Origin of the sequence: Phytoactinopolyspora halophila (genome assembly GCF_003287285.1) — a bacterium.
Taxonomy (GTDB): domain Bacteria; phylum Actinomycetota; class Actinomycetes; order Jiangellales; family Jiangellaceae; genus Phytoactinopolyspora_A; species Phytoactinopolyspora_A halophila.
In genome coordinates this window covers 37,973-63,245 of the sequence record NZ_QMIG01000006.1, presented here as the reverse complement: position 1 = coordinate 63,245, position 25,273 = coordinate 37,973, and the positions used below count along the sequence as shown (strand labels likewise).

The following is a 25,273-nucleotide window of genomic DNA, read 5'->3' as shown; positions in this document are numbered from 1 at the left end:
CCGGGAGGAAGTGAGCGAGAGATGAGTGAACGAGGCGAGTGGCCACTCTACGAGGTGTTCGTCCGCAGCAAGCGTGGATTGAACCACGTGCACGTCGGTTCGCTGCGCGCAGGTGACGCCGAGATGGCACTGCGCCACGCGCGCGACGTCTACACCCGGCGCAACGAGGGTGTGAGCATCTGGGTCGTGAAGGCGTCGGACATCACGGCGTCCAGCCCGGACGAGAAAGATCCCTTCTTCGCTCCGGCCGCGGACAAGGTGTATCGCCATCCCACCTTCTACGACATTCCCGAGAACGTGCCGCACATGTGAGGTCGCCGATGGGTTTCGACAACGCGTACGAGGCACTGACCGAAGGTCAGGACGATGCGCGGTGGGCGTTCGGCACCGGGTTCGAGGATCCGCTCTCCGGTGTCGACACGACGCTGCCCGACGGTGTGGACGGCGCTGACCTGGCGGCGTACTGCGTGATGCTGGGCGACGATGCTCTCATCATGTCGCACCGGTTGCAGCAGTGGTGCACCTGGCTGCCCGAGCTCGAAGAGGAAGTCGCGGTTGCCAACATCGCTTTGGACCTGCTCGGACAGGCACGCCTCCTGTTGACCCGGGCCGGAGCGGCCGACGGCGGTGGTCACGGGGAGGACTACTACGCGTTCTTCCGCCCCGAGCACGAGTTCCGCAACGTCCGCCTGGTCGAGCTGGAGAACGGCGACTTCGCCGAGCTCGTCACCCGGCTGCTCGTCTTCTCCACGTGGCGGCTCGCGCTGCTGGACCGGCTGCGGGTCTCCCGCGATCCCGTCCTGGCGGCGATCGCGGCCAAGGGCGTCAAGGAGATCACGTATCACCGCGACTACGCCGCACAGTGGACGGTCCGGCTCGGAGACGGCACGGACGAGTCGCACCGGCGGATGCGCGCCGCGTTGGAGGCGGTCTGGCCCTACGTCGACGAGCTGTTCACCGCGCACCCGGTGGAGCAGCGCCTCGCCGTCCAGGCAGCCGAGGGCAATGGCGACGGTGCTCGTGGCGGCGATCACGATACGGCGCCTGCGGTCGCGATCGATCCGGGCACGCTGCGTTCCGAGTTCGACGACGTCCTCGCCCAGGTACTCAAGGCGGCGAGCCTGGAGCGCCCCGAGGTGGCACCGATCCCGGGAGTGGCCGGCAAGCTCGGACGCGACGGCGTGCACACCGAGGCCATGGGCTACCTGCTGGCGGAGATGCAGAGCGTGGCGCGGGCGCACCCGGAGGGCCGGTGGTGAGCATGACGAGCACTCGGCACCACGACGTCGTCGCCGATGCGCGGGCCGCCGCGGAAACCGTCACCGATCCGGAGCTGCCCATGCTCACGCTCGCGGATCTCGGCGTCCTGCGCGATGTCGATGTCGTGGACGGCCGGGTCATCGTGTCGATCACTCCCACCTACACGGGGTGTCCCGCGATGGACACGATGCGCGACGACCTCGTACGCACCTTGCACGAAGCCGGATACGACGACGTCGAGGTGCGTACCGTGTTGCATCCTCCGTGGAGTACCGACTGGATCAGCGAGGAGGGCAAACGCAAGCTCGCGGAGGCCGGGATCGCACCGCCCGGCGCCGCACCGAGCCCGCAGCAAGGTCCGGTCCCCCTGACCCTCGAACCCGCCCCCTCTCCCATGATCATGAACACTAGCGGGCCTATGTGGTCGGAAAGTGTTCATGATCATGGGAGAGGGGGCGGGAGCGCTGTGCGCTGTCCCCAGTGCGGATCGCCGGACACCGAGGAGGTGTCGCGGTTCAGCGCGACTGCGTGCAAGGCACTGCGCCGGTGTCGCTCCTGCACCGAACCCTTCGAACACGTCAAGGAGATCTGACGGTGACCACGACGGCGAAGCCCCGGCATCGGGGAGACTTCCACTCGCTGCGGGTCGCGCGCGTCGATCGCCTGTGTGACGACGCCGTGGCGATCACGTTCGACGTTCCGGCGGAGCTCGCCGACGCCTACACGTTCCGTGCCGGCCAGTCGCTAACCGTGCGCCGGTTTGTCGACGGCCGAGATGAGCGGCGGTCGTATTCCATCTGTGCTCCCGAGGGCGCGCCTCCACGGATCGGGGTGCGGGAGGTGCCGGACGGCCTGTTCTCCACCTGGTTGGTCCACGAGGTCCGGCCGGGCGACGTGATCGAGGTGGGCACGCCCACGGGAAGTTTCACCCCCGACCCGCAGGCACCGGCGCATCACGTGCTCATCGCCGCCGGTTCCGGGATCACGCCGGTCCTCTCCATCGCCGAGACCGTCCTCGCCCATCCCGAGTCGTCGATCACCCTGTTCTATGGCAACCGGCGCACGGAGACGGTGATGTTCGCCGACGAGGTCGCCGAGCTCAAGGACCGTCATCCGGACCGGGTGGAGCTGGTTCACGTATTGTCCCGGGAGACGCGTGACGTCGAGCTGTTCAGCGGCCGCCTCGATGCCCAGAAGCTGAGCGAGCTGCTCGATGCCCTCCTTGACGTCGAGAACGTCGGGCACTGGTGGCTGTGTGGTCCGTTCGGCATGGTCGCCGATGTCCAGACACTCCTGAAGAAGCTGGGCGTGCCCGCCGATCGGATCCATCGGGAGCTGTTCTACGTCGACGACGTCCCGCCCCCGCCGGTGCGGCACGAGGAGGCGCCGATCGAGGGGCCGACGAGCGAGGTGACGATCATCCTCGACGGCCGCTCGACCACCACTACGGTTCCGCAGGAAATGTCGATTCTTGACGGCGCGCAGGAGGCCCGACCGGACCTTCCATTCGCCTGCAAGGGCGGTGTCTGCGGTACGTGCCGGGCGAAGGTGATCGAAGGCAAGGTACACATGCGGCGGAACTTCGCGCTGGAGGAGTCCGAGGTCGAAGAGGGTTTCGTCGTCACGTGCCAGGGGCTGCCGCAGTCTGACAAGGTCGTCGTTGACTACGACACCTGAGCGACGTCCTTTCCGAGGATCTGCCGCTCCATCGCTACTGCTGGAGGAGCGGATTCCGTACCCGCAACGACGGAAACCGGCTGAAGTCGCGATCGGCGCTCCAGAGTTCGCGCACACCGTGGGAACTGCAAAGTGCGGCGATTCGGGCGTCGTGCACGGCGGAACCTTTGATCTTTCCGCTGTCGAGTAGCGTCTTCAATTCGTTCCAGTATCCGTGCGGTTCGCCGAGGACGGTCAGGCTCGGAGATTGGAGCCAGGCCTCGATCTGGATGATGGCCTGCTCTGTGGTGCTGGGCGGGTCATAGATCTTCGGATGAGTCGCGATGGCAAAGAACTCGTGAATGCACGGCCAAGGAATCGCCCAGGTGGCTATGTCCTCAGCAAGCGCCTTGACCTGCTGGGCAGCTGCGCTATGAAACTCGGAATCCTGGCGGTGCGCGTAGACCAGGATGTTCGTATCTAGGGCGATCATGTAGTGCGCTCGTAGATGGTGTCCCGCACTTTTTCCCACCCAGCATTCCGGAACTCGTCCTGCAGCCCACGGCCATCGACGCTCGCGTCCTGAAGCGTGAACTGCGAGCGTTCGGACTGCTCGGCCAGAACCTTGCGCAGACCGGACTCGATCAGTGCTTTCAAGGTCGTGTTCTTCCGTTGTGCGGTCTCCTGCGCTTCTCGGAGGAGCACATCAGACAGATCTACGGTCGTCTTCATATTGCTAACCATATCAACATGCCTGTATAGCTATCCTGCGTCCGAGCCTGACGTATCTACGCCGGCCAATCGGGTGGGGTGAGCGTGGCCATGAGGATGTCGAGGAAGGCCTGAACGGGGCGTGCGTGTGGCGTCCCGTATGTCACCGCGATCACGCGGCGATGATCGCCGGGGATCGGGTCGATACGCACGTCGTCGTTGCGGCTGGCCAGCAGGGCCAGCCCGGGCAGCGTCGTCACGCCCACGCCCGCGGCGACGAGTGCCTGCGCCGCCACATAGTCGTCGGTCTCGAACTCGATCGTCGGGGTGAATCCGGCTTCGGCGCACGAGGCCAGGAGGTGCGCGCGGCACCGCTCGCATCCGGCGATCCAGCGTTCGTCGGCGTAGGTCGCCAGGGCGGAACGGCGCCCCTCCCAGGTGCGATGCAGGGGCGTGACCACGTAGAGAGGTTCCTCCAGCAGCACCGTCGAGGTGATGGCCGGTGCGGGTGTTGCCGGAGTGTCGTGTTCGAAGGCCAGCGCGACGTCGACGTCGCCGTTGCGTAGCGCGGCGAGAGATTCCGGGGGCTCGGCCTCGACGAGGGCGAGTTCGAGCTCCGGAGCGTCGACGGCAAGCCGGGCGGCCGCAGGCGGCACGAGCGTGGCGAGAGCAGACGGGAACGCCGCCAGCCGTACCCGGCCGGCTCGAAGGCCGGCGTGGGCTGCGAGCTCCGTTTGGATGGAGTCGACCCGGCCCAGGATCTCCTCGGCGCGGAGCGCGAGGAGGCGCCCGGCTTGGGTGAGCCGGACGCCACGCCCTGCGCGCTGGATGAGGGGCGTGCCGACTTCGGCTTCGAGCCGGGCGAGGTGGTGGCTGATCGATGGCTGGGCATAGTGCAAGGCTTCGGCCGCGCCGGTGACCGAACCGTGCCGCGCGACGGCGGCGAACACTCGCAGCCGGGTGAGATCCATGGCTCAATCATAGATATATTCGATGCTTTTGTTGAAAACCTATATTGGACCTATCGTTTAGCGCGTGACATCGTGGTCACATGCCAGTCTTCCAGCTCCCCACCATCGGCGACATCTTTCGGGCCCGGCGCGTGCTCGACGGCCAGCTCCCGCCCACCCCGCTGTGGTCGTATCCGGCGCTGGATTCCACTGTGGGCGTGCACGCCCTGATCAAGCACGAGAACGCGCAGCCGACAGGAGCGTTCAAGGTCCGTGGTGGCCTTAACCTCCTGGCCACGATGGCTCCTGCGGAGCGCGAGCGCGGCATCGTGGCCTACTCCACGGGCAACCACGCGCAGTCGCTGGCCTACGCTGCGGCGCAGACCGGAGCGTCCTGCGTGATCGTGATGCCGGAGAATCCGAACGCCGCGAAGGCGGCGGCCGTGCGAGCTCGAGGTGCCGAACTCATCGAGTCGGGAGAGACGCTCGACGAGGCACGCGAACTGGCAGAGAAGATCGCCGCCGAGCGAGGCGCCCGAATGGTGAGCGCCGGCAACGAGCCCGCGCTCATCGCGGGCGTCGCCACGGCCTACGTCGAGCTCTTCGAACAGGAGCCCGACGTCGATGTCGTGCTCGTTCCGGTGGGAGGCGGTAGCGGTGCGGCAGGTGCCTGCCTGGTTGCTTCCGCGCTGGCGCCGGCGTGCGAGGTCGTCGCCGTGCAGTCGTCGGCGTCGCCGGCCGCGCACGACTCCTGGGAAGCCAGAGAGATGATGCGGCGGCCGAACCGGTCAAAGGCGGAAGGCCTGGCCACCGGCTGCGGGTTCGAGCTCACCCAGAGCGTGATGCAGGAGCGCCTGGCCGACTTCCTGCTCGTCGACGACGCCACCATCCTCGAAGCGCAGTGGGTGATGCTGCGCGACGCGCACACGCTCGCCGAAGGCGCCGGCGCGGCCGCGCTTGCCGCCCTCCTGGCCTATCCGGGCCGGTTCGCCGGCGAGCGCGTCGCGGTGATGTGTACCGGGGCCAACGCCAGCGAACCCGAGCTCCGGCGGATCACCCAGCCTGCTCACCTGCCCGCATAATCTTCCGGGAAGATCCGGTTCGCCGTCGGACTGTCGGACTGCCGGGCTGTCGGATCATCCGGTCGAGTTTCCTCGGATCTAGCTGGCTGGTGCCTTCGTCGCGCGGACGATCGCGGAATGCATCCCATCCGTGACCTGATGTGTCGGCTCCACCGTGGCGTCGGCGAAGCCGGCTTCGATCAGACCGGCGCGGTACTCGGAGAACGACAGCGCACCTGCGATGCAGCCGACGTAGGAGCCCCGCTCGGCCCGCTTGGCCGGGCTCAGGTGGTCCTCGGCGAGGACGTCGGTGATGCCGACGCGTCCACCGGGCTTGAGAACGCGGTACATCTCGGCAAACACGGCCGGCTTGTCGGTGGAGAGGTTGACGACGCAGTTGGAGATCACGACGTCGATGGTGCCGGCCGGTAGCGGTACCTCTTCGATGGTTCCCTTGAGGAACTCGACGTTGCTGGCGCCGGCCTGGCGCGCGTTGGCGAGTGCGAGAGCGAGCATCTCTTCGGTCATGTCCAGGCCGTACACTTTGCCTTCCGGTCCGACGCGCTGCGCGGAAAGCAGCACGTCGATGCCGCCACCGGAGCCGAGGTCGAGAACGGTCTCGCCGGGGCGTAGCTCGGCCACGGCAAGGGGATTGCCGCAGCCGAGGCTGGCAGCTAGCGCTTCGGCGGGCAGCAGGTCTTGATCTTCGGTCTCGTACAGCTGTGCGCCGAAGCCGTCGACGACTTCGACGTCGCTGGGGCCGCAGCTGCTGGATGCCGTGCTTGAGTCGCAACAGCCGCCTTGCTTCACGGCGTCGGCCGGTTCGGCCGGTGTGGTCACGGCACGGGCGGAGGCCGCGTAGCTTTGCCGAACTTGTTCGCGTAGGTCGTTGGTACTCATGAGTCTCCGTTCGGGGTGGCGGATGACGGGTGTGGCCAATGTCGCGGAGTCTGTCGCGGCATCGTGAACTTCTTTAATAGATAGGCATCTATATAAGAGGCAACTGTGGCACCATTCATCGATAGATGTCAATATAGAAACATGTCGATCCACGATGGAGCCACCGACCCGGCGAGTTGCTGCGAGCCCGAGCACACGTCGCCGGACACGGCGGCGGATCGGGTGAGCTGTTGTGGGGCCGAACCCGCGCCGCTGGGTGCGGAGGACGCGGTCGAACAAGCCGCGCTGTTCAAGGCGCTCGCCGATCCGGTGCGGCTACAGCTCCTGGCGCTGATCGCCGCGAATTCGAAGGACGGCATCTGCGTGTGTGACCTGGTCGCGAGCTTCCAACTTCGGCAACCCACCATCAGCCACCACCTCAAGGTGTTGCGTGAAGCGGGCCTGATCGATGGTGAGCGCCGCGGCACGTGGGTCTATTACTGGACCCGCCCCGCGGCGGTGGCTGCCGCTCGCCGCACGCTGGACATGGTGGATGCCCCGGCCGTCGTTGGCGCCTCTTAGCTGTACGCGGTGACGTACCGCTGGTCATCAGGGCACGAGCGCGCCGATCGCGCCGGCCGCGTCGATCACGAGGCGTGCGACCTCGTCCTCGTCGAGTGGCTGGAGTGCCACGACACCGACAGAAGCCTCCGGAGTGCCGGTGCGGGGTCGCACGGGGGCGGCAAGACCCCAGGCACCTCGCTGGATCTCGCCCTGACTGACCGAGTAGCCACGCTCGCGCGCGACGGCGATCTCTTCCCGTTCACCGGCACGAGGCGGAAGCGCGCCGAGAATTGCCATGCCCGCGGAGCCGCGCGTCGCCGGATGGCGGGTTCCTACCCGGTATGCCACGTGCGCGTCGGCATGCAGCGGTTCGACCACCAGGGTGCTGACCACGTCGTCCCCGTCGAGGAGCGAGAGGAATGCGGTGGCGTCGGTATGGTCGGCCAGCTCTCGCAGCACGGGATGGGCGATGGACTGTAGGTCGGGCCGGACGGCACCGGACAGCTCGATGACGGCGAGGCCGAGCCGGTAGCGATTGTCGGGTGTCTGCGTGACCAGGCCGTGGCGCGTAAGCGTGCCGAGCAGGCGGTAGACGCCGGTGCGATGTACACCCAGTGCTGTGGCCAGGTCGGTCATGGTTAGCCCGCGCGGATGCCGGGCCAGTGTCTTGAGTAATCGTACGCCGTTGTCCAGCGTCTTCGACCCCGCGGTGGGTGCGGTGGCAGGCATCGATGGGGCCACGGGCGTCGTCGTGGCGTACTCGGGGTCGGTCATGTCTTGACGGGCTTCCGGCCGGTACCTAGTGTCAATAGTGCCTTAAACGCACATTAAGTGCGATATTCGCTCTGGTCAAGCATCGTGGCGAGGAGGCCGACGATGGCGCATTACCGATGCGTGGGCGATGTCCCACCGAAACGGCACACGCAACACCGCCGCCCAGACGGTGGCCTGTACTACGAAGAACTCATGGGTGAGGAAGGGTTCTCCAGCGACTCGTCCTTGCTCTATCACCGCACCATCCCGTCGACCATCGCCGATGCCCAGCCGTGGGAGCTCCCCGATCTCTCGCTCACGGCAAATCACCCCCTCAAACCCCGGCACTTGAAGCTGCACGATCTGTTCGCGGATGCCGGGGAGATGGCGTGGAAGTCGATCGACGTCGTCACCGGCCGCAGGCTCGTCCTCGGTAATGCCGACGTGCGTATCTCCTACGTCGTTGCAGGCGAGACGTCGCCGCTGTATCGCAATGCCGTGGGCGACGAGTGCGTGTACATCGAATCCGGCTCCGGCACCGTCGAAACGGTCTTCGGTGTGCTCCCGGTCCGGCAGGGTGACCAAGTGATCGTGCCGCGGGCGACGACGCACCGCTGGCTCCCACACGGCGACGAGCCACTGCGTGCCTACGTGATCGAGGCCAACTCGCACATCGCACCGCCCAAGCGATACCTGTCCCGCTACGGCCAGTTCCTAGAGCACGCCCCGTACTGCGAGCGCGACCTGCACGGGCCGACGGAACCGCTCGTGATCGATGGCGACGACGTCGAGGTGTATGTCAAGCATCGCGGTGCACAGGGTCTCGTGGGCACCCGATTCGTCTACTCGAAGCATCCGTTCGATGTCGTCGGCTGGGACGGGTGCCTGTATCCGTTCACGTTCAACGTCTCCGATTTCGAACCGATCACCGGGCGGGTTCACCAGCCCCCGCCGGTCCATCAGGCTTTCGAGGGCCACAACTTCGTCATCTGCAACTTCGTGCCGAGGAAGGTGGATTACCACCCGCTGTCCATCCCCGTGCCTTACTACCACTCGAACGTCGACTCCGATGAGGTCATGTTCTACTGCGGCGGCAACTACGAGGCCCGCAAGGGTTCCGGTATCGGCCAGGGTTCTATCTCGCTGCACCCGGGAGGCTGGTCGCACGGGCCGCAGCCGGGTGCCTACGAGCGCAGTATCGGCGTCGAGTACTTCGACGAGTTGGCCGTCATGGTAGACACCTTCGCCCCGTTGCAGCTCGGCGAGGGTGGCCTGGCGTGCGAGGATCCGGAGTATGCGTGGACGTGGGCGCGGAGGGCCCAGGGATGAGCCCGGCACCGGTCGCCTCAAGCCTGATGCGAGCGCTCGTGGACGACGCCGGCCTCTTTCCGCCCACGGCGCTGGACATGCCCGACGCCGTCGCCCGCCATCGAGCCGATCTGGGCGCGGCCAGCCCCGTTCTCACCCATCGGTTTCTGTGCCCCGTCTCGCGCATCACCGAGCTGCGGGAAGCGCTGGCCGGTACCGATCACTTCGACGTCGGCCTGATCGCGGACTCGGGTGCGGATGGTCTCGCCGATGCCGTCGCACAGGTCGCGGCAGATGAGCGGCTGGCGCTGGCTGGAGTGGAGTTCCCGCTGGCGCGTACCGGGCATGGTGATCCCGGTGCGGCGCTGGGCGCCGCGCTGACTGCCGTATCAGAGGCGGGGGTCGCGGACGAGGTTCCCCTCTTTGTCGAGCCGGTGTCGTGGAACGACGTCCCGATCCTGGTCGAGGCCATCGCGGCGGGAGCGCAGGGGCGGCCGGTCGGGGTAAAGCTACGCTGTGGCGGCGTCCGCGCTGAGCTGTTCCCGTCGCCGGAGCAGCTCGCCCTCGCCCTGGTCGCGGCGGCACGTACAGGTGTGATGGTGAAGGCGACGGCAGGACTGCACCACGCGGTCCGGCACACCGACGCGAGCACCGGCTTCGTGCATCACGGCTACGTGAACGTGCTCGTGGCCACTGTCGACGCCGTGCTCGGAGCGGACGCCGACGTCGTCGCCCGGACGCTGCGGATGGACGACGCGTCCCAGCTGATCCGCCGGGTGAAAGACGTGGATGACGAGGCTGCCGAGCGGGCGCGGGCGATACTGGTCAGTTACGGTTCGTGCAGCACGAGCACACCGCTGGCCGAGGCCCGCAACCTCACCCTCCTTTCCCATGATCATGAACACTAGTCGAGGATATGAGCCGACTAGTGTTCATGATCATGGGAAAGGAGAGGGGTGGGAGAAAGGATGATCGACGAGTGAACGAGACGTGGGTACCCATACCGGAGGGTTCCGGGTTCGGATTGCAGAACCTGCCGTACGGGGTGTTCGCGCCCGCGGGCGCCGAGCCCCGCGTGGGCGTGCGTATCGGCGATCACGTGCTGGATCTCGCCGCCGCGTTCGCCGATCAGCCGGAGATCGACAACGACGTGTTCGCCCGGCCATCGCTGAACGCCTTCATGGCCACGGGCCCGGCGGCGTGGACGAGCGTTCGGACCCGCATCGTCGAGCTGCTCACGGACTCCGCACACCGCGACGCTCTCGGTTCGGCACTTCATCCACTCGACGAGGTCACGCTGCACCTGCCGATCGAGGTCGCCGACTACGTGGACTTCTACGCCAGCGAGCACCATGCCACCAATGTCGGACGGATATTCCGCCCGGACGCCACCCCCTTGCTGCCGAACTGGAAACACCTTCCGGTGGGCTACCACGGCCGCTCGGGCACCGTGGTCGTGTCGGATACCCCCGTGGTTCGCCCGTCCGGGCAGCGCAAGGCGCCGTCCGACGACACGCCGTCGTTCGGTCCCTCGGCGAAACTCGACGTCGAGGTGGAGGTCGGATTCGTCGTCGGCGTTCCCAGTACGCTCGGTACGCCCCTCACCACCGCGGACTTCGCCGGCCACGTGTTCGGCGCCTGCTTGGTCAACGACTGGTCCGCCCGGGACATTCAGGCCTGGGAGTACGTGCCCCTCGGGCCGTTCCTCGGCAAATCGTTCGCCACGTCCATCTCGCCGTGGATCGTGCCGCTGCAGGCGTTGCAGGACGCGCGGACACCGGTGCCGCCGCAGGATCCCGAGCCCATGGGGTATCTGACCGAACACGAGGCGTGGAACCTCGACCTCGATCTCGCGCTCGAACTCAACGGCGACGTCGTCGCCCGCCCGCAGTACCGGGAGATGTACTGGTCGCCGGCCCAGATGCTCGCGCACATGACGGTCAACGGCGCGTCGGTACGCACCGGCGATCTCTACGCGTCCGGAACGGTATCGGGTCCGGAGAAGCAGCAGCGAGGATCGTTGCTCGAACTGACGTGGAACGGGGCCGAACATCTCACCCTGGCCGATGGGAGCACGCGGGCATTCCTCCAGGACGGCGACCAGGTGCGGATCACGGCGACGGCACCGGGTGCCGACGGATCTCGAATTGACTTCGGCGACGTGACCGGTCGCGTGGTGAGGGCGTGACTGCCCCGTGGCGGTGGCACTACCTCCTTTAGTGGATGTCCGGTTGCCTTGCCGATCGAGGTCCCGTTAAGACCGGTGCATGAGCGGCACATCCAGCCTTCGCGCGGCCCGGGACCTCCTTCTGCGGCACCGGACGGACTACGAGACCGCGTACGCGCAATTCGCCTGGCCCGAGCTGGACGAGTTCAACTGGGCGCTGGACTGGTTCGACGTCATCGCTCGCGGCAACGACACCCGTGCGCTGTGGATCGTCGAGGAGGACGGCTCGGAGGCGTGGTGGTCGTACCAGGAGCTATCCCGCCGGTCTGACCAGGTGGCCAACTGGCTGCGCGCCCAGAACGTGCGCCGTGGTGACCGGATCATCCTCATGCTGGGTAACCAGGTGGAGCTGTGGGAGTCGCTGCTCGCCGCGATGAAGCTCGGCGCCGTTGTCATTCCGGCGACGACGCTTCTCACACCAGCGGATCTGCGTGACCGGGTCGACCGTGGTCGCGTGGCGCACGTCATCACGTCCGCCACGCAGACGGGAACGTTCGCCGACGTGCCCGGTGATTACACGCGGATCTCCGTGGGTGAGCCGGTCGAGGGCTGGTTGAGCTATGCCGACGCGGACGGTGCGCCGGAGGCGTTCGAGCCCGACGGGTCCACCCGGGCCACCGATACGCTGTTGCTCTACTTCACGTCGGGCACGACGTCCACACCGAAGCTCGTGGAGCACACGCACGCGTCGTACCCGGCTGGCCATCTGTCCACCATGTACTGGATCGGGCTGGAGCCCGGCGATGTTCATCTGAACATCTCCTCGCCGGGCTGGGCGAAGCACGCCTGGAGCAACGTGTTCGCGCCGTGGAATGCCGAGGCCACCGTCTTCATCTACAACTACACACGTTTCGATGCGGCTCGCTTGCTGGCCGAGATGGACCGGTGCGCCGTGACGAGTTTCTGCGCGCCTCCGACGGTGTGGCGAATGCTGATCCAGGCCGATCTCCGCCGGCTGACCACGCCGCCGACGAAGGTGGTGGGTGCCGGCGAGCCACTCAATCCGGAGGTGATCGAGCACGTTGCCAAGGCCTGGGGCGTGACCGTCCGCGACGGGTTCGGCCAGACGGAGAGCACGGTGCAGGTGGCCAATCCGCCCGGCCAGCCGATCAAACCGGGCTCCATGGGGCGGCCCGCTCCGGGATACCAGATCGAGCTGCTCGACCCGGTCACGGGGGAACCGGGTGGGGAAGGTGAGATCTGCATCGACCTCGCATCACGTCCGCTGGGGTTGATGGTCGGCTACCACGACGACGCGGATCTCAACGCGGAGGTGATGCGTGGCGGCTATTACCATACCGGCGATATCGGCACGCGAGACCCGGACGGCTACATCACGTACGTGGGCCGCACGGATGACGTCTTCAAGGCGTCGGATTACCGGATCTCTCCGTTCGAGTTGGAGAGCGTGCTGCTGGAACACGACGCCGTCGCGGAGGCGGCCGTGGTGCCGTCGCCGGATCCGATACGTCTGGCCGTTCCGAAGGCGTACGTCGTGGTCGCCCAGGGGTGGAACGCCGACGAGCCGACCGCGCGGGCGATCTTCGATTACACCCGCGAGCACCTTGCCCCCTTCAAGCGGATCCGCAGGCTGGAGTTCGCCGAGCTTCCCAAGACGATCTCCGGCAAGATCCGGCGGGTGGAGCTCAGGTCGGCCGAGGCGCAACGCTCCGGCGATGCCCGCCCGCCAGGCGAGTATCGCGATATGGACGCGCGATCTACGGGATGAGCCCGTGCCGCCGGCAGGTGACCACGAGCGCGACCCGGTTGTGCACGCCCATCTTGCGCATCGCCGATTTCAGGTAGGCCTTCACGGTGGAAGTCTCGATCCCCAGACGGCGTGCGACGTCGGCGTTGCTGCTGCCGGCGGCCACCTGTTCGATCGTCTCGAGTTCCCGAGGACGCAGCGCCGGAACCGGTCCCTCTCGGTCTCCTTCGCCGGCTGCTGTCCGTTCACCCAGCCGTTCCAAACGGGCACGGAGGTCCGGGTCTGCGACCCGTCCGGCGAGTGAACGAACCTCGGCGCGAAGGTCGCGCAGCTCCTGGCGCATCTGAACCAGCGAGCCGGACGGGTCGAGTTCGGCCAGGCGGCGTTCGACCTCCGTGGCAACCCGAAGGTCGAGCTCGTACGAGCGCGCGGCGCGGCGCAGGATGGACAATCGGACGTCGCTGAACGGCACGGGTGTGCGCAGGGCGCCGTACACCATGGCGTGCGGGCGCCCATCGAGCGACACGGGAATGGCCACCATCGAGCGCAGCCTGGCAGCTATCACCTGCCGGTCGTAATGGTGCGTGATGCCGCCGGCGCGCTCGTAGTCGCTGACGGATGCCGGCTTGCCAAGTGTGAGGGCCTTGCCACCCAGGCCAGCTCCCGCGTCCACCCGCAAGTTCGCCAGCGGCGCGAGATCGGTACCGGACAGGCTCTCGATGATCAGGCTGTCGCCGGGTGTGGTGACGAATCCGGCGAAGGCCGCGTGGATGCCCGCCTGCTGCGGCAGGTCGGTGACCAGCCGATCGAGCTGTTCGCGCGGGGTAAGTGTGTGGGATTCCATCGTCACCTCCCGTCGCGGAGCCTGTCTGGAGTATGGACCGGCTTTGCGGAGGACGCAATCGATTCGGGCCGGCGGTCCCGTGAGTTCGTGCCTTCGAAAGTGGGTGGCCCGTTGCCGCGTGACGGGTGCGCTCGCTATCACCGGGTGTCATGCTCAGGACGCCAGGTGGATCGGGAGGTAACACCGATGGGCCGCTACGCCGAGCTGTATCACCAGAGCCTGACCGACCCCGAGAGCTTCTGGCTGACCGCGGCACGGTCGGTCGACTGGGTCGATTTCCCGAGCCGTGCCCTGGACTCCTCCGAGGCGCCGCTTTACCGCTGGTTTCCCGACGGTGTGCTCAATACGTGTCACAACGCGCTCGACCGTCATGTCAATGCGGGCCGGGGCGAGCAGGTCGCCCTGATCTATGACTCGCCGGTGACCGGACGCATGGAGCGCTACACCTATCGAGACCTGCTCGCCCGGGTCGAGCGATGTGCCGGAGCGCTCGCGAAGCTGGGTGTGAGCTATGGCGATCGGGTGGTCATCTACATGCCGATGATCCCTCAGACCGTGGTCGCGATGCTGGCCTGTGCCCGGCTGGGCGCGGTGCATTCGGTTGTGTTCGGCGGGTTCGCCGCACGCGAGCTGGCCAGCCGGATCGACGACGCGCGGCCCGCGGTGATCGTGGCGGCGTCCTGCGGGATCGAACCCACCCGGGTGGTCGAGTACGGGCCGATCCTGGAGCAGGCCTTGTCGATCACGGAGCACCAGCCGGATCGACTCGTGATGTTTCAGCGGGAACAGGCACCAGCCAAGCTCGGTGAGCGGACCGTGGACTGGAACGACGCGGTCGACGCCGCCGAGCCGGTGTCATGCGTGCCCGTGGCGGCGACCGATCCGCTGTACGTGCTCTACACCTCGGGAACCACCGGAAAACCCAAGGGTGTCGTTCGCGACAACGGCGGGCATGCCGTGGCCATGGCATGGTCACTGGCCAATGTCTACAACATCGCCCCGGGCGAGGTATTCTTCACCGCGTCCGACGTCGGGTGGGTCGTGGGACACTCGTACATCGTCTACGCACCGCTCATCGCGGGCGCGACCACGGTGCTGTACGAGGGCAAACCGGTCGGCACGCCGGACGCCGGCGCGTTCTGGCGCGTGATCTCGGACCACGGCGCCAAGGCACTGTTCACCGCGCCGACCGCGTTCCGGGCGATCCGCAAGGCGGACCCGCACGGCGAGTTGCTCGGCCACTACGATCTCTCGACGTTCGAGACCCTGTTTCTTGCCGGTGAACGGCTGGATCCGGAGACGTATCACTGGGCCGGCACGACCTTGGGCGTTCCCGTGGTGGATCACTGGTGGCAGACCGAGACGGGCTGGCCCATCTGCGCGAATCTCCGTGGCCTGGAGCCGATGCCGATCAAGCCGGGCTCGCCGAGCGTGCCCGTTCCCGGCTATGACGTTCGAATTCTGGACCCGACGGGAAATCCGCTGCCGGCTGGGGGCGAAGGCGATATTGCGATCAAGCTCCCACTGCCGCCCGGAACGTTGCCGACCTTGTGGGGAGACGACCAGCGATTCATCGAGTCCTACCTCTCCCGGCACGACGGCTACTACGTCACCGGCGACGGCGGGTACATCGACGGCGACGGCTACCTGTACGTCATGGGCCGCACCGACGACGTGATCAACGTGGCGGGACATCGGCTGTCGACGGGTTCGATCGAGGCGGTGCTCGCCGCGCATCCTGCCGTGGCGGAATGCGCGGTGATCGGTGTGCAGGATCCCCTGAAGGGGCAGCTGCCGCGCGGATTCGTCGTCCTCAAGTCGGGAATCGACATCGACCACGACGACCTGTGTGACGAGCTCGCCACCGCGGTACGCACCGAGATCGGTGCGATCGCGGCCGTGCGGGACATCTCCGTTGTGGACGGGCTCCCGAAGACGCGTTCGGGCAAGATCTTGCGCAAGACCATGCGGGCCATCGCCGACGAGGGCGACGCTCCGGTGCCGTCCACGATCGAGGATCCAGGAGTACTGGATGCCCTGCGCCCGATTCTACGAGCCTGACATCGTGCGTGCGCTGGTCAGCATCGCCTGCTGACCAGCGCACGCACGAAGGATGGAGTAAGGGACAAGTGGTGACCCCGGAGTCGCGGTCCGGGGTCACATGAGAATCAACCTGTGGTGCAGGGCTCCCCGTTGAGGGTGAACTCGGTGGGTGCCGGGTTGCTGTCGGTATAGGAACCGTTGAAGCCGATGGAGATCGACTGGTTCGGCCCGATGGTGCCGTTCCAGCTCGCGTTGGTCGCGGTCACGTCGGCGCCGCTCTGCGACCAATCGGCGGACCAACTGTCGGTGATGGTCTGATCGCCGGGGAAGGTGAATTCCAGCGTCCAGCCATCGATCGTGCCCGACCCGGTATTGGTGATATCCACCGAGGCAGTGAATCCGGGTGCGCCACCCCAGTCATTGGCGGAATAGTTCACCTCGCAGGCGGTGTCGCCGTTACCGTTTCCGTTGCCGGGGTCTCCCTCGCCGCCGAGCGCTTCCAAGATCCCGTAGTAGGCGGGCTTCTTGTTGTAGTTCTCGTCGAAGGGGAGGGCCGCGCCCTGCCCGTCGAACTGGTCGGGCACCCAGGAGTGCCGATCCGTGATTCCCCATGTGGTGACGCCGACACAGCCGTTCACCGAGACGCAGGCGTTCACCATCTCCTCGTAGTTGTCCCGCTGCTGCTCCAACTCGCTGTCGCTGGCAGGAGTGTCGATCCGGATGTCTATCTCGGTGAGCTGGACTTCCAGGCCGAGCTGGGCGAACCGGCGGATGTTGTCCTCGAGCGAGCTGGGCACGTCTCCCAGCACCCGGTGGCCCTGGAAACCGATCCCGTCGATCGGCACGCCCTGGTCGAGCAGGTCTGACACGAGATCGTAGTAGGCATCGCTCTTCGCGTTGATGCCGTCGATGTTGTAGTCGTTGATGTACAGCTTGGCGTTCGGGTCGGCGGATCGTGCGATCTGGAACGCCTCGGCGATGTAGTCCTCGCCCAGTTCCTGCATCCAGAACGAGTTCCGCAAGTTCGCGTCGTCCCCGATCGGTTCGTTGACGACGTCCCAAGATTCCACGTCGCCCGCGTAGCGTCCCATCACGGTGTTGATGTGGTTTTCCATCGCATCCTGCAGGTCTTGACCCTGCAGGTTCTGCACCCAGTTCGGCGTCTGGCTGTGCCACACGAGCGTGTGACCGTGCACGGACTGGCCGTTGGACTGGGCGAAGTCGACGATCTCATCCGCGTCGGACCAGTTGAACTGTCCCTGGCTGGGCTGCAGGGACTCCCATTTCATGGAATTCTCGGCCGTAACACCGTTGTACTCGGTGCTGAGGACGTCGCGGTACTGGGACTCGTTGCTGAGGGGACCGTTGGCAACGGCAGCGCCGATGCGCAGGCCTTGTTCGTCGGCCGCGCCGCGCAGTGTCTCCTGGGCGGTGGCCGAGCTGCTGGTGACGATGAGCCCGGCGGCGACGAGCGCCGCGCTGGTGAGGGCCACTCGGTGTGGTGTGTGAGTGATCATGCTGGGACCTTACGAACGGGGACTCTTGCCGTCATGGCTAGCCACGTCACCGTTGGCGTCCGGCCCGCTGACCTGAGCCAACGCCGAGAGTTTCATGAAACTTTCATAGAGTATGCCGCAACTTTCGGAGTGGAGCAATACCCACTGGCGGTGGCCGGACTGGACGGCACGGGCCGGGCGTGATGACATGGACGTGCCATGCGCCGAGCTCGCAAAACGTATGACATGCATCGCGGAACGGTCGACGGCGGAACGCGTGGACCGGGATCCTCGATCCTCGATGCTGGTGGAGCATTTCCCGACGGGATGCGCGGCATGCACTCCTGACGATCGAGCAAGGAATCTCGATGACACTGATCAACTCATCTTCTGACGTGTCCACGTATTCGGACACGGAGATGTCCGAGATGACCGCGGCGATGACGGCGGTCGACATCTCCGTTCTGGTTCCCGTCAAGGACGAGGCCGCGTCCCTGGAGCAGTTGACGTGGGAGATCACCACCGTCTTGGACTCCCGGACAGCTGACGATGTCGCCGGCCGGGAGTGGGAGCTCGTCTTCGTCGACGATGGCAGCACGGACGGATCGTGGTCGGAGATCGTGCGGTTGAGCGGGCCGGACTCCCGGATTCGTGGCCTTCGTTTCCGCCGAAACCTCGGCAAGTCGGCAGCGTTGGCAGCGGCGTTCGCGGCATCGACTGGAAAGATCATCGTCACGCTCGACGGCGATCTGCAGGATGATCCCGCGGAGATCCCGGGAATGATCGCGCGCTTGGCCGAACCAGCTGATGTCGTGGCAGGCCACAAGGCTCAGCGTCGGGACCCGCTGGGTAAGCGAATCCCGTCCAAGGTGTTCAACTTTCTCACTGGCGCGGTGACGGGGTTGAAGCTCCGCGATCACAACTGCGGGTTGAAGGTCGCGCGCCGTGAAGTCTTCGTGAACACGCCACTCTACGGCGAGATGCATCGATATTTCGCCGCGATCAGCCATGCGCAAGGCTTCCGGGTGGTGGAGCAGTCGGTCAACCACCGGCCGCGCCAGTATGGATCCTCGAAGTTCGGGCTCGAACGTTATGCCCGCGGCGGGCTGGACCTGCTCACGATCATGAGCCTCACGCGCTACACCCACCGCCCCGCCCACCTGTTCGGCGGTGTCGGGCTCCTCATGGGACTGCTCGGAATGGCGATTCTGAGCTATCTCACCGGACTGTGGCTGTTCGCGGACGAGGCCATCGGCGACCGGCCACTGCTGCTGCTGGGCGTGTTGTTCGTCGTGCTGGCGATGCAACTGGTCAGCTTGGGTCTGCTCGCCGAAATGATCATCAATCGGGAGGTCGCGCGGGAGGACCCACTTCGGCATGTGGCCGAACGCGTCCATCCGTTACCAGTACGGTCGATTTCCCGGCCGCAGGATGGCGAGGTCGGCGTCGGCCCTCCCACGCCGGCAGGCCAAGCGTAGGGGCCGCTCTCATGGCGTGCGTTGCACGTTGAACGCACGTGAGCAAGCGCTTTCCGATCGTCGCTTAGGGGCACTCAGCGTGCAGGGCAGGAGAAACCTCCCAGTCCAGGCCGCATAGATGGCGCATCTAGACTGAAACCATGCGGCGATCTCCGGCGGCGCGATGACGGGCACACGCGTAGCGGGGGAAGCGTCGTCCGGGCGCGGGCTTTCCCGCCATCTCGGCACGTGGCTCCGGGACGAGATAGTAATCATCGCGATACTCGTGGGCTCGTTCCTGGCCCGATGGCTGCTGTCCGGGTGGAATTCGTACTGGCTCGACGAGCTGTACTCGGTCGCGGTCTACGGCCGATGGAACGACGGAGCCATCGAGGCCGTACGTAATCTGGCCGAGAATTCGGTCCACCCCCCGCTGTACCAGTTCACTCTCTTCCACTGGATGAACTGGTTCGGGGATTCCGAGGCTGCCACCAGGACGCTGTCGAACCTGTACGTCACCCTGGCGACCCTGTGCCTCTACGCGTTGCTCAGACATGCCTTCGCGCGGCGCGTGGCGCTGGCATCCGCGGCCATCTTCGCGTTGATGTACCTGCCTTTCTACTACGCGCTCGAGACTCGGTCATATGCCCAGACGGTCTTCCTGGTGACCCTCTCGTCATATCTCCTGTCGCGGATGCTGCGGTCCGGCGCGAGTTCCGGCTGGCGGGTCACGCTGCTTTCACCACCAGCGATACTGTTCACCGTCACCAATGCGGCCCTGCTGCTCACGCACTACTACACGGTCTTCTTCTGGGTGGCCCAGGCCGCCTTCGTGGGAGTCTTCGTCCTACGCGAGTGGCCCGTCCGGCGCTGGCTACCGGGACTGGGCACGGCGATCGGAATGTATCTGCTGCAGGGCGCGATCTTCGCCGTGGTGTGGGGGCGGGTGTTGATCGACGACGTCGATCGCCGCGCGGACGCCTATCCGGTCGAAGGTCGGGTGCTGTCTCCGGGGGAGTTGCTACTCGATAGCGTCGTGTATCCGAATATCGACCCCCCGCGTCTCGTAGCGTGGGCCGGGCTGGTCGCGGCCATCCTGCTGCTCGCGCGCTCGCTGGTGGAGCTCGCTCGTGGACGTGGTCTCAGCGTCGATCGACAGCGGGCCTGGAGCGTTGCCTATCTCGTGGCGTGGCTCGTCCTTCCCATGGTTGCGGTTTATATCGTCTTCTCGACACTCGGTGTCGAGCGCTACAACATGCGCTACTTCCTGTTCTGCGTCGTTCCGCTGGCACCGCTCGTCGTGTTGACGGTCGAAGAAGCGGTTCGCCAGGTAGGACGGGCGTGGAGGCGGGTGCGTGGCAGTGAGCTCCCGGCAGCGACTCCGGCGGTCGTGACAGTCGTCGTGATCGCGACGTTGATCCTTCCCGGGACGTACCGCGCCGCGACCGCCACGAAGGACGACTGGCGCGGGTCCGTGCAGCGAGTCGTCGACGTCGTGCACGCCGACGAGGACAGCAGGTATATCGTGCTCGAGGCGTCGCACCGCGACATGTCCCTGGCGACGTTCTACTTCGAGAAGTTCAGCGACAGCGTGCGCGTTCACGAGCCGTTGTCCATCGACGAGGAACGCGAGGGAGAGCTACGGACGTTGGCTCGCGTCGAGCCGGTGATAGCCGAGCACGACTATCTGATTCTCTTGTTTCCACACCTGGGTACCGCGGATTTCCCGGATACCCTCGAATGGCTCGGCGAACGCTACGATCTGCACCATCCCCAACTCGACAGTCGCGGCAGGGGGTTCATCGTCTTCGCCGTCGACCAGCAGTAGCCGGCGCTCGCGGGATCACTCTTGCAGGGCGGCAGGCTCGCAGGTCAGTACGTAGGAGATCACGACGTTCTCGCCACGGAGGGGCCGGGTGATGTTGTCGTGCTCCACACACCCCTCGGCAGGTGGCGTGCCCCGGTACTTGCGTGCGATGACCCACGCCTGGCCGGGAGCTCGCTCCGGCGTGCCGTCACTGCCCTGTTCGTCGAGGAACGCGCGCACCTGGTCGTCCTCGTCACACCAGTGCACGGATGCTTCGACGACATCGTCTGGAGGCTGCACGACCGCGTTCGTGTAACAACGCACCGATTCGTCGGAAGGCACGCGGGCGAGCGCTTCGCGCGCTGATACCCAGTGCATATCCGTTTCCCAGCGGTCGTTGACCGGGCCGGCCGCGACGTTCTTGTAGACGAAGTTGTACGGGAACAGCCGGCTCTGCTCCCACGCCGGCACCGCGATGGCGAGGATCAGCAGCACGGTGACGGCGGCGCTGGGCCATCCGCGCCCGAAGCGTTGCACGATACAGTACGCACCGAACCCGGCGACAGCAGCTAGTGCGGGCACGATGTACAGGTGTTGGCGCAGCCCCGCGTACATCGTGGCGTCGCCGATGGTGGAGACGGCCGGCAGGAGAAGTGCCTGCTGAACCCACAGGAGCATCCCGGCGTGCGGGTGGCTCAGGCGATCACTGAGCGCACCGGTCGTGTGGTGCTGGCGACGCAGCACGAGCCGGGCGACCAGGATGGTGCCGATGATTGACAGCAGGAGCACCAGCAACGGGGTGGATCCGCCGAGCCAGGCTGGTATGTACCACCAGGGCGGTTTCTCGCTCACGAGCTGCCCGGCAGTCAACGTGGTTCCCGTCCAGTGGAAATCTCCTGCCGTCCAGACTGCACTAACCAGCCACTCCACGGGGGTGGCCACATTGCGGTAATGCAAGATCGCGACGGCCACCAAGCCCGAAGCCAAGCCGATGGCCACGCCCCTGACGCTCGTGGCGATCCGTTGCCGGAACGGGCTACAGCCCACCAGAAAGGCGAACGTGATCGCCGACGCGGCGAGCGGTATCCACAGCGCGGTCCGCGCGCCGAACGAGAACCACACACCAGCGAAACACAGGAGCGTGACGGTGACCGGGCGCAATCTTCGCGTTGTGGGGACGAGCGCGATGATCATGCCGGTCGTGACGAGGGTCCATCCCGTCGCAACCGGGATGTCTTTCACCGCGAACATGCTGTAGCCCACCCACAGCGGGATCGCGAAGGTTGCCGCGGCGGCCCAGGCTCCGATGACCCACCTGCCCGTGGTGACGAGAAGTGCGTATCCCACGGCCAGCGCCCCGAGCAGTCCGAGCGTGACGAGGGCGAATCCACGCGCCGTGTAAGCCGCGGCGGTCGGTTCCGTGGTTCCCCAGCTCTCGGCGCCGGTGATGACGGCGGCCACGTGGCCGAAAATGCCGAACGCCGCGCCGTAGGAGTGCTTGCGGCCGGTCGCGATGGCCGGGTCGATGACACCGTGATCGAAGAAGTACGGCGGGAGGTACCAACCGTTGGCGAACCATTGATTCATTCGCGCCTGGTGTACGGGCTCGTCGGTGGATATCCCGATCTGGGCCGCACCGAGGAACGCCTGTCCAGCAAGGACCACGAGGACAAGCCCCGCGACGACGCCGAGCGCCGTGGGCGCCCAGCGCATCACGCGCTCGTTGGCGACCTCGTTCCGGGAAGCCGTCCCGGACGCTCTCGACAGCACGTCGTCCCGCTTTCCTTCCGGTTACCGATGGAGTCGATCGACGAGCTCGAATTGGGATTCGGCCGATGCGACGGCGTGGGGGAGGGCCTCAAGAATGCGCCCGCGGACCGCATCATGCTCGGCGAGCAGGCGATCGACCATTGGAAGAACGTTCTTCTCGGCCGCGGAGAAGTCCACCGCGTCGGCGGTGCTTCCGAACATGTCCAGAACCTCTTCATACTTGTGGCTCCAGCCCATGACCAGGGTGGGTACGCCCAGCGCCAGAGCCGCCACCATGGCGTGAAAGCGGGAGGTGACGAGGAGTGTACACAGGCCGACCAGGGACCGGATCGAGGCCGTGTTGAGGTCGACGTCCACATAGCTCACGCCGTCCGAGTCGACGTTGGCGGGGTCGGTGTCGATGCGTTCCCGCAGTTTTCTGATCACGGCGATGTCGTTGTTGCGCGAGGCATCGGTATCGGCGCGGGTCGCGTTTGGCATGACGAGCACGTGCAGCCCGCGCTGATGGAGATCACCGATCAGCCCGTGGAGCAACGAGACGTAGTCACCGCCCTCGCGGGCCATCTTCTTCCAGACGAGGGAGCTGGGAACCAGCGCTACGACGGAAGTCCCGCCGTCCCGGATACGTTCGAGGTGGGCCCGTAACTTGTTCACCGCCTCTTCGTTTTCCGAGGTCAAACTGTCGCCCGGGCGATAGGCGAAGGCGAGATCCGCCGCGATGCTCCACCTGTCGGATCGGACACCGAGCTGGCGGACGTACCCGGCGGTGAGGTTCCCACGCGCGAACGTGTGCAACGAGCGAGATGTCACCCATCGTGCCGGTATGCGGTTCAGCGGGTGCCGGAAGGGCCCCATCGCCTGCGAGAGCCGGACGACCGGAACCTTCAACAGCAGGGCGGGCCAGACACACATCAGGTTGTAGGCGACGACGGCCAGACGGCCGTCGTGAAAGGAGATACCCGATACGTCGAACAGGGCGTCGCATCGGCGTAGCGAGCGCACCGATGAGGGAAGCATCGAATCTGGTAGGCGGAGACCGAGGATTCGGGTGATGCGGCTCGACAGCGAGAACAGCCATTGCACCACCGTTCGCGCCGGCCGAGCATCGACGACCTGCACGGCGTCGTCCTGCACGAGTTCGCGATCGCGATCCGGGAAGTAGGACATCAGCAGGAACGACGCATCGGAGTCGCGCTCGCGTATCCGGCCGATCGTCGTCGTGACCATGGCCTCCGCACCCCGGTTCCCCCACAGCGTGCCGCCGACGATGGCGTACATGGTCATCAGCCTCGTTCCTCCCCTCGTCGCCCGCGAGCCTCTCCTGCCGGTGATGCGAAGCTGAGCGGCCTCAGCGTATGGTGTCACAGCTAGCTGTGCTGAGCGTGGGTGTGGTAATCACGATGACGGAGCAAAAGATCATGAGTCGACCGGCGGACCTGCGCGGCGTTCTGGAGAACGACCTGTGCATCGCGTGCGGTGCCTGCGTGCTGGCCGACCCGTCGATCGAGCTGAAGCTCCACCCGGAAAAGCAGATCTTCGAGCCGTCCCATCCCGGGAATCAAGCAGCAGCCGACGTCTGCCCGGCGATCGAGGTCGACTTCACCCGCCTGCAAGATCTCCTGTTCCCCGGTGCGGAGCAGGGCGCCTATGGTGTGGTGCACAGCGTGATGCTGGCCCAGAGTACCGATGGCGATCGCAATCACCAGGCCAGCTCGGGAGGGATGATCAAGGAACTCCTGATCGAACTTCTGTCGCGGGACGACGTCGACGGCGCGATCGTGCTCAAGCATGTCGAGGGCCTGAACTTCGCGCCGGGGCTGATCACCGACGTGGCCGAGGTCGATCAGCTACCCGGATCGATTTACCACAACCTCCCCAAACACCGGGTGCTGGAACTGTTGCGGGAGAACGAGGGCCGCTACGTTGTCGCCGCGATTCCGTGCGAACTGGAGGGCATCTACAACTACATCTTCACCCACGAACCGCACCTGAGGGGACGCATCCACACCACCATCGGACTGCTATGCGGCTGGCAGTACAACTGGCACTCGATCCGGGCGATCTGCGAGTTCAAGGGCATCGACCCCGATCGGATCGTCGACGTCTCCTACCGGGGTGGCGGGCCCATCGGCAAGCTTCGCATCTGGACCGACGACGGGCGCGAGCACGCGACGAGTCGCCGGCTCGACTTCGGCTACCAGGTGGCCTTCGACCGCAGCTTCAACACCCGGCGCTGCCATCTGTGCATCAACCATGCGAACTTCCTCGCCGACATCGTGGTGGGTGATGCCTGGCTGGCGAGCACGCTGTCGACCAAAGCCGGTATCAGTCTGGTGATCAATCGGCGCCCCGAGAGCGACGAGCTGGTGCGGGACTTGGCAGACTCCGATCGGGTGGTCTTCACCGAGGTCACGGTCAACGAGATCCGCGAGTCCCAGAAGCCGCGGATCGCGTTCGGCAATTTCGCGTATGCGTACGCCGATTACCTCGACGAGCGAGGGCTGCACCGTCCGGTGATGGACGGGCCGAACCGTCCGGCCGCGCAGTTGGCCAGCCGCAGCGAGGTCGAGGAGTTCCACCACGAGCTGGAACGCAAGCTGGAGCTGCAGCGTGCCCGCCGCTACCGCTACCTGTTCTGGCGCAAGGCCACCAAGGAACTCGGGCGATACTTCTCCCGGTACTGGGACTGGTTCACCCACCGGGTGTTGCGCGCCGGCCGCGACCCCTCCGCGGATCGTGCGGCCACCCGCGAGACCACCGCCATGTTCCGGTAGTGCGG

General features: G+C 66.1%; 23 protein-coding genes. 14 read left to right on the top strand and 9 right to left on the bottom strand.

Features of this window, described 5'->3' with window-relative positions; genetic code table 11:
• Window positions 1-21: 21 nt before the first annotated feature.
• From paaB to paaE, 4 genes are read left to right on the top strand one after another with little or no spacing between them, the layout of a single operon-like run.
• The gene (paaB, locus tag DPM12_RS08975; RefSeq protein ID WP_112257976.1) at window positions 22-312 is read left to right on the top strand and encodes a 1,2-phenylacetyl-CoA epoxidase subunit PaaB; all 291 of its coding nucleotides are present in this window, start codon (window positions 22-24) and stop codon (window positions 310-312) included.
• Between the two features lie 8 nt (window positions 313-320).
• Window positions 321-1,259, top strand: a complete 939-nt coding sequence (paaC, locus tag DPM12_RS08970) for a 1,2-phenylacetyl-CoA epoxidase subunit PaaC (protein ID WP_112257975.1) — start codon at window positions 321-323, stop codon at window positions 1,257-1,259.
• A 2-nt stretch (window positions 1,260-1,261) separates the two neighbouring features.
• Window positions 1,262-1,852, top strand: a complete 591-nt coding sequence (paaD, locus tag DPM12_RS08965) for a 1,2-phenylacetyl-CoA epoxidase subunit PaaD (RefSeq protein WP_112257974.1) — start codon at window positions 1,262-1,264, stop codon at window positions 1,850-1,852.
• A complete protein-coding gene (gene paaE, locus DPM12_RS08960; protein WP_164465333.1) occupies window positions 1,849-2,937 on the top strand; it encodes a 1,2-phenylacetyl-CoA epoxidase subunit PaaE in 1,089 nt (362 codons plus the stop codon). Before paaD ends, paaE begins: the two co-directional genes overlap by 4 nt.
• 34 nt (window positions 2,938-2,971) lie before the next feature.
• On the opposite strand, the gene DPM12_RS08955 is transcribed toward paaE, so the two are convergent.
• Genes DPM12_RS08955 through DPM12_RS08945 form a run of 3 tightly spaced genes read right to left on the bottom strand, consistent with a single transcriptional unit; the run spans window position 2,972 to window position 4,598 of the window.
• Window positions 2,972-3,409, bottom strand: coding sequence for a type II toxin-antitoxin system VapC family toxin (locus DPM12_RS08955; protein WP_112257972.1), 438 nt, complete (start codon window positions 3,407-3,409; stop codon window positions 2,972-2,974).
• Window positions 3,406-3,648 (bottom strand): hypothetical protein, encoded by a 243-nt coding sequence (locus DPM12_RS08950; RefSeq protein WP_211658708.1) that lies wholly within the window; start codon window positions 3,646-3,648, stop codon window positions 3,406-3,408. The genes DPM12_RS08955 and DPM12_RS08950 overlap by 4 nt, the downstream gene beginning before the upstream one ends.
• A gap of 56 nt (window positions 3,649-3,704) precedes the next feature.
• A complete protein-coding gene (locus tag DPM12_RS08945; RefSeq protein ID WP_112257970.1) occupies window positions 3,705-4,598 on the bottom strand; it encodes a LysR family transcriptional regulator in 894 nt (297 codons plus the stop codon).
• A gap of 80 nt (window positions 4,599-4,678) precedes the next feature.
• Between DPM12_RS08945 and DPM12_RS08940 the strand changes: the two genes are divergently transcribed.
• The gene (locus DPM12_RS08940) at window positions 4,679-5,659 is read left to right on the top strand and encodes a threonine ammonia-lyase (protein WP_112257969.1); all 981 of its coding nucleotides are present in this window, start codon (window positions 4,679-4,681) and stop codon (window positions 5,657-5,659) included.
• A gap of 78 nt (window positions 5,660-5,737) precedes the next feature.
• On the opposite strand, the gene arsM is transcribed toward DPM12_RS08940, so the two are convergent.
• On the bottom strand, window positions 5,738-6,538 hold the full coding sequence (arsM, locus tag DPM12_RS08935; protein ID WP_112257968.1) for an arsenite methyltransferase: 801 nt from the start codon (window positions 6,536-6,538) through the stop codon (window positions 5,738-5,740).
• A gap of 141 nt (window positions 6,539-6,679) precedes the next feature.
• On the opposite strand from arsM, the gene DPM12_RS08930 reads away from it, so the two are divergent.
• Window positions 6,680-7,099 carry an ArsR/SmtB family transcription factor gene (locus DPM12_RS08930; protein WP_112257967.1) on the top strand — a complete coding sequence of 140 codons (420 nt, stop codon included), beginning with the start codon at window positions 6,680-6,682 and terminating at the stop codon, window positions 7,097-7,099.
• Between the two features lie 27 nt (window positions 7,100-7,126).
• Here the strand turns inward: DPM12_RS08930 and DPM12_RS08925 are convergent, their stop codons facing one another.
• The gene (locus tag DPM12_RS08925) at window positions 7,127-7,855 is read right to left on the bottom strand and encodes an IclR family transcriptional regulator (protein WP_112257966.1); all 729 of its coding nucleotides are present in this window, start codon (window positions 7,853-7,855) and stop codon (window positions 7,127-7,129) included.
• A 102-nt stretch (window positions 7,856-7,957) separates the two neighbouring features.
• On the opposite strand from DPM12_RS08925, the gene DPM12_RS08920 reads away from it, so the two are divergent.
• The 4 genes from DPM12_RS08920 (at window position 7,958) to DPM12_RS08905 (ending at window position 13,098) form a co-directional block, all read left to right on the top strand.
• Window positions 7,958-9,163, top strand: coding sequence for a homogentisate 1,2-dioxygenase (locus DPM12_RS08920; RefSeq protein WP_112257965.1), 1,206 nt, complete (start codon window positions 7,958-7,960; stop codon window positions 9,161-9,163).
• Between the two features lie 26 nt (window positions 9,164-9,189).
• Window positions 9,190-10,050, top strand: coding sequence for a hypothetical protein (locus DPM12_RS08915; RefSeq protein WP_211658706.1), 861 nt, complete (start codon window positions 9,190-9,192; stop codon window positions 10,048-10,050).
• Window positions 10,051-10,082: 32 nt separating this feature from the next.
• Window positions 10,083-11,330, top strand: coding sequence for a fumarylacetoacetase (gene fahA / locus DPM12_RS08910; RefSeq protein WP_112258085.1), 1,248 nt, complete (start codon window positions 10,083-10,085; stop codon window positions 11,328-11,330).
• A 79-nt stretch (window positions 11,331-11,409) separates the two neighbouring features.
• On the top strand, window positions 11,410-13,098 hold the full coding sequence (locus DPM12_RS08905) for an AMP-binding protein (protein WP_112257964.1): 1,689 nt from the start codon (window positions 11,410-11,412) through the stop codon (window positions 13,096-13,098).
• On the opposite strand, the gene DPM12_RS08900 is transcribed toward DPM12_RS08905, so the two are convergent.
• Entirely contained in the window at window positions 13,088-13,921 is an 834-nt protein-coding gene (locus tag DPM12_RS08900) for a LuxR C-terminal-related transcriptional regulator (protein WP_112257963.1), read from the bottom strand. The two genes, DPM12_RS08905 and DPM12_RS08900, sit on opposite strands and share 11 nt — an antisense overlap.
• A gap of 186 nt (window positions 13,922-14,107) precedes the next feature.
• On the opposite strand from DPM12_RS08900, the gene DPM12_RS08895 reads away from it, so the two are divergent.
• The gene (locus tag DPM12_RS08895) at window positions 14,108-15,982 is read left to right on the top strand and encodes an AMP-binding protein (protein WP_112257962.1); all 1,875 of its coding nucleotides are present in this window, start codon (window positions 14,108-14,110) and stop codon (window positions 15,980-15,982) included.
• Between the two features lie 107 nt (window positions 15,983-16,089).
• Here the strand turns inward: DPM12_RS08895 and DPM12_RS08890 are convergent, their stop codons facing one another.
• Window positions 16,090-17,481 (bottom strand): endo-1,4-beta-xylanase, encoded by a 1,392-nt coding sequence (locus DPM12_RS08890; RefSeq protein ID WP_112257961.1) that lies wholly within the window; start codon window positions 17,479-17,481, stop codon window positions 16,090-16,092.
• Between the two features lie 347 nt (window positions 17,482-17,828).
• Here DPM12_RS08890 and DPM12_RS08885 point away from each other — a divergent pair, with 347 nt between their 5' ends.
• Together DPM12_RS08885 and DPM12_RS08880 are read left to right on the top strand one after the other, a co-directional pair.
• A complete protein-coding gene (locus tag DPM12_RS08885; protein WP_112257960.1) occupies window positions 17,829-18,938 on the top strand; it encodes a glycosyltransferase family 2 protein in 1,110 nt (369 codons plus the stop codon).
• A 163-nt stretch (window positions 18,939-19,101) separates the two neighbouring features.
• Window positions 19,102-20,745 (top strand): glycosyltransferase family 39 protein, encoded by a 1,644-nt coding sequence (locus DPM12_RS08880; RefSeq protein ID WP_112257959.1) that lies wholly within the window; start codon window positions 19,102-19,104, stop codon window positions 20,743-20,745.
• 15 nt (window positions 20,746-20,760) lie between these two features.
• On the opposite strand, the gene DPM12_RS08875 is transcribed toward DPM12_RS08880, so the two are convergent.
• Entirely contained in the window at window positions 20,761-22,494 is a 1,734-nt protein-coding gene (locus DPM12_RS08875) for a glycosyltransferase family protein (RefSeq protein ID WP_112257958.1), read from the bottom strand.
• Between the two features lie 21 nt (window positions 22,495-22,515).
• Entirely contained in the window at window positions 22,516-23,778 is a 1,263-nt protein-coding gene (locus tag DPM12_RS08870) for a polysaccharide pyruvyl transferase family protein (RefSeq protein ID WP_112257957.1), read from the bottom strand.
• A 134-nt stretch (window positions 23,779-23,912) separates the two neighbouring features.
• Here DPM12_RS08870 and DPM12_RS08865 point away from each other — a divergent pair, with 134 nt between their 5' ends.
• Window positions 23,913-25,268, top strand: a complete 1,356-nt coding sequence (locus tag DPM12_RS08865) for a Coenzyme F420 hydrogenase/dehydrogenase, beta subunit C-terminal domain (RefSeq protein ID WP_158542829.1) — start codon at window positions 23,913-23,915, stop codon at window positions 25,266-25,268.
• Window positions 25,269-25,273: the final 5 nt, after the last annotated feature.

What these genes read in the sequence shown, in the direction of transcription:
- paaB (WP_112257976.1), top strand. Translation starts at nt 22, where the DNA reads ATGAGTGAACGAGGCGAGTGGCCACTCTACGAGGTGTTCGTCCGCAGC.
- paaC (WP_112257975.1), top strand. Translation starts at nt 321, where the DNA reads ATGGGTTTCGACAACGCGTACGAGGCACTGACCGAAGGTCAGGACGAT.
- paaD (WP_112257974.1), top strand. Translation starts at nt 1,262, where the DNA reads ATGACGAGCACTCGGCACCACGACGTCGTCGCCGATGCGCGGGCCGCC.
- DPM12_RS08955 (WP_112257972.1), bottom strand. Translation starts at nt 3,409, where the DNA reads ATGATCGCCCTAGATACGAACATCCTGGTCTACGCGCACCGCCAGGAT.
- DPM12_RS08950 (WP_211658708.1), bottom strand. Translation starts at nt 3,648, where the DNA reads ATGAAGACGACCGTAGATCTGTCTGATGTGCTCCTCCGAGAAGCGCAG.
- DPM12_RS08945 (WP_112257970.1), bottom strand. Translation starts at nt 4,598, where the DNA reads ATGGATCTCACCCGGCTGCGAGTGTTCGCCGCCGTCGCGCGGCACGGT.
- DPM12_RS08940 (WP_112257969.1), top strand. Translation starts at nt 4,679, where the DNA reads ATGCCAGTCTTCCAGCTCCCCACCATCGGCGACATCTTTCGGGCCCGG.
- arsM (WP_112257968.1), bottom strand. Translation starts at nt 6,538, where the DNA reads ATGAGTACCAACGACCTACGCGAACAAGTTCGGCAAAGCTACGCGGCC.
- DPM12_RS08930 (WP_112257967.1), top strand. Translation starts at nt 6,680, where the DNA reads ATGTCGATCCACGATGGAGCCACCGACCCGGCGAGTTGCTGCGAGCCC.
- DPM12_RS08925 (WP_112257966.1), bottom strand. Translation starts at nt 7,855, where the DNA reads ATGACCGACCCCGAGTACGCCACGACGACGCCCGTGGCCCCATCGATG.
- DPM12_RS08920 (WP_112257965.1), top strand. Translation starts at nt 7,958, where the DNA reads ATGGCGCATTACCGATGCGTGGGCGATGTCCCACCGAAACGGCACACG.
- DPM12_RS08915 (WP_211658706.1), top strand. Translation starts at nt 9,190, where the DNA reads ATGCGAGCGCTCGTGGACGACGCCGGCCTCTTTCCGCCCACGGCGCTG.
- fahA (WP_112258085.1), top strand. Translation starts at nt 10,083, where the DNA reads ATGGGAAAGGAGAGGGGTGGGAGAAAGGATGATCGACGAGTGAACGAG.
- DPM12_RS08905 (WP_112257964.1), top strand. Translation starts at nt 11,410, where the DNA reads ATGAGCGGCACATCCAGCCTTCGCGCGGCCCGGGACCTCCTTCTGCGG.
- DPM12_RS08900 (WP_112257963.1), bottom strand. Translation starts at nt 13,921, where the DNA reads ATGGAATCCCACACACTTACCCCGCGCGAACAGCTCGATCGGCTGGTC.
- DPM12_RS08895 (WP_112257962.1), top strand. Translation starts at nt 14,108, where the DNA reads ATGGGCCGCTACGCCGAGCTGTATCACCAGAGCCTGACCGACCCCGAG.
- DPM12_RS08890 (WP_112257961.1), bottom strand. Translation starts at nt 17,481, where the DNA reads ATGATCACTCACACACCACACCGAGTGGCCCTCACCAGCGCGGCGCTC.
- DPM12_RS08885 (WP_112257960.1), top strand. Translation starts at nt 17,829, where the DNA reads ATGACACTGATCAACTCATCTTCTGACGTGTCCACGTATTCGGACACG.
- DPM12_RS08880 (WP_112257959.1), top strand. Translation starts at nt 19,102, where the DNA reads ATGACGGGCACACGCGTAGCGGGGGAAGCGTCGTCCGGGCGCGGGCTT.
- DPM12_RS08870 (WP_112257957.1), bottom strand. Translation starts at nt 23,778, where the DNA reads ATGACCATGTACGCCATCGTCGGCGGCACGCTGTGGGGGAACCGGGGT.
- DPM12_RS08865 (WP_158542829.1), top strand. Translation starts at nt 23,913, where the DNA reads ATGAGTCGACCGGCGGACCTGCGCGGCGTTCTGGAGAACGACCTGTGC.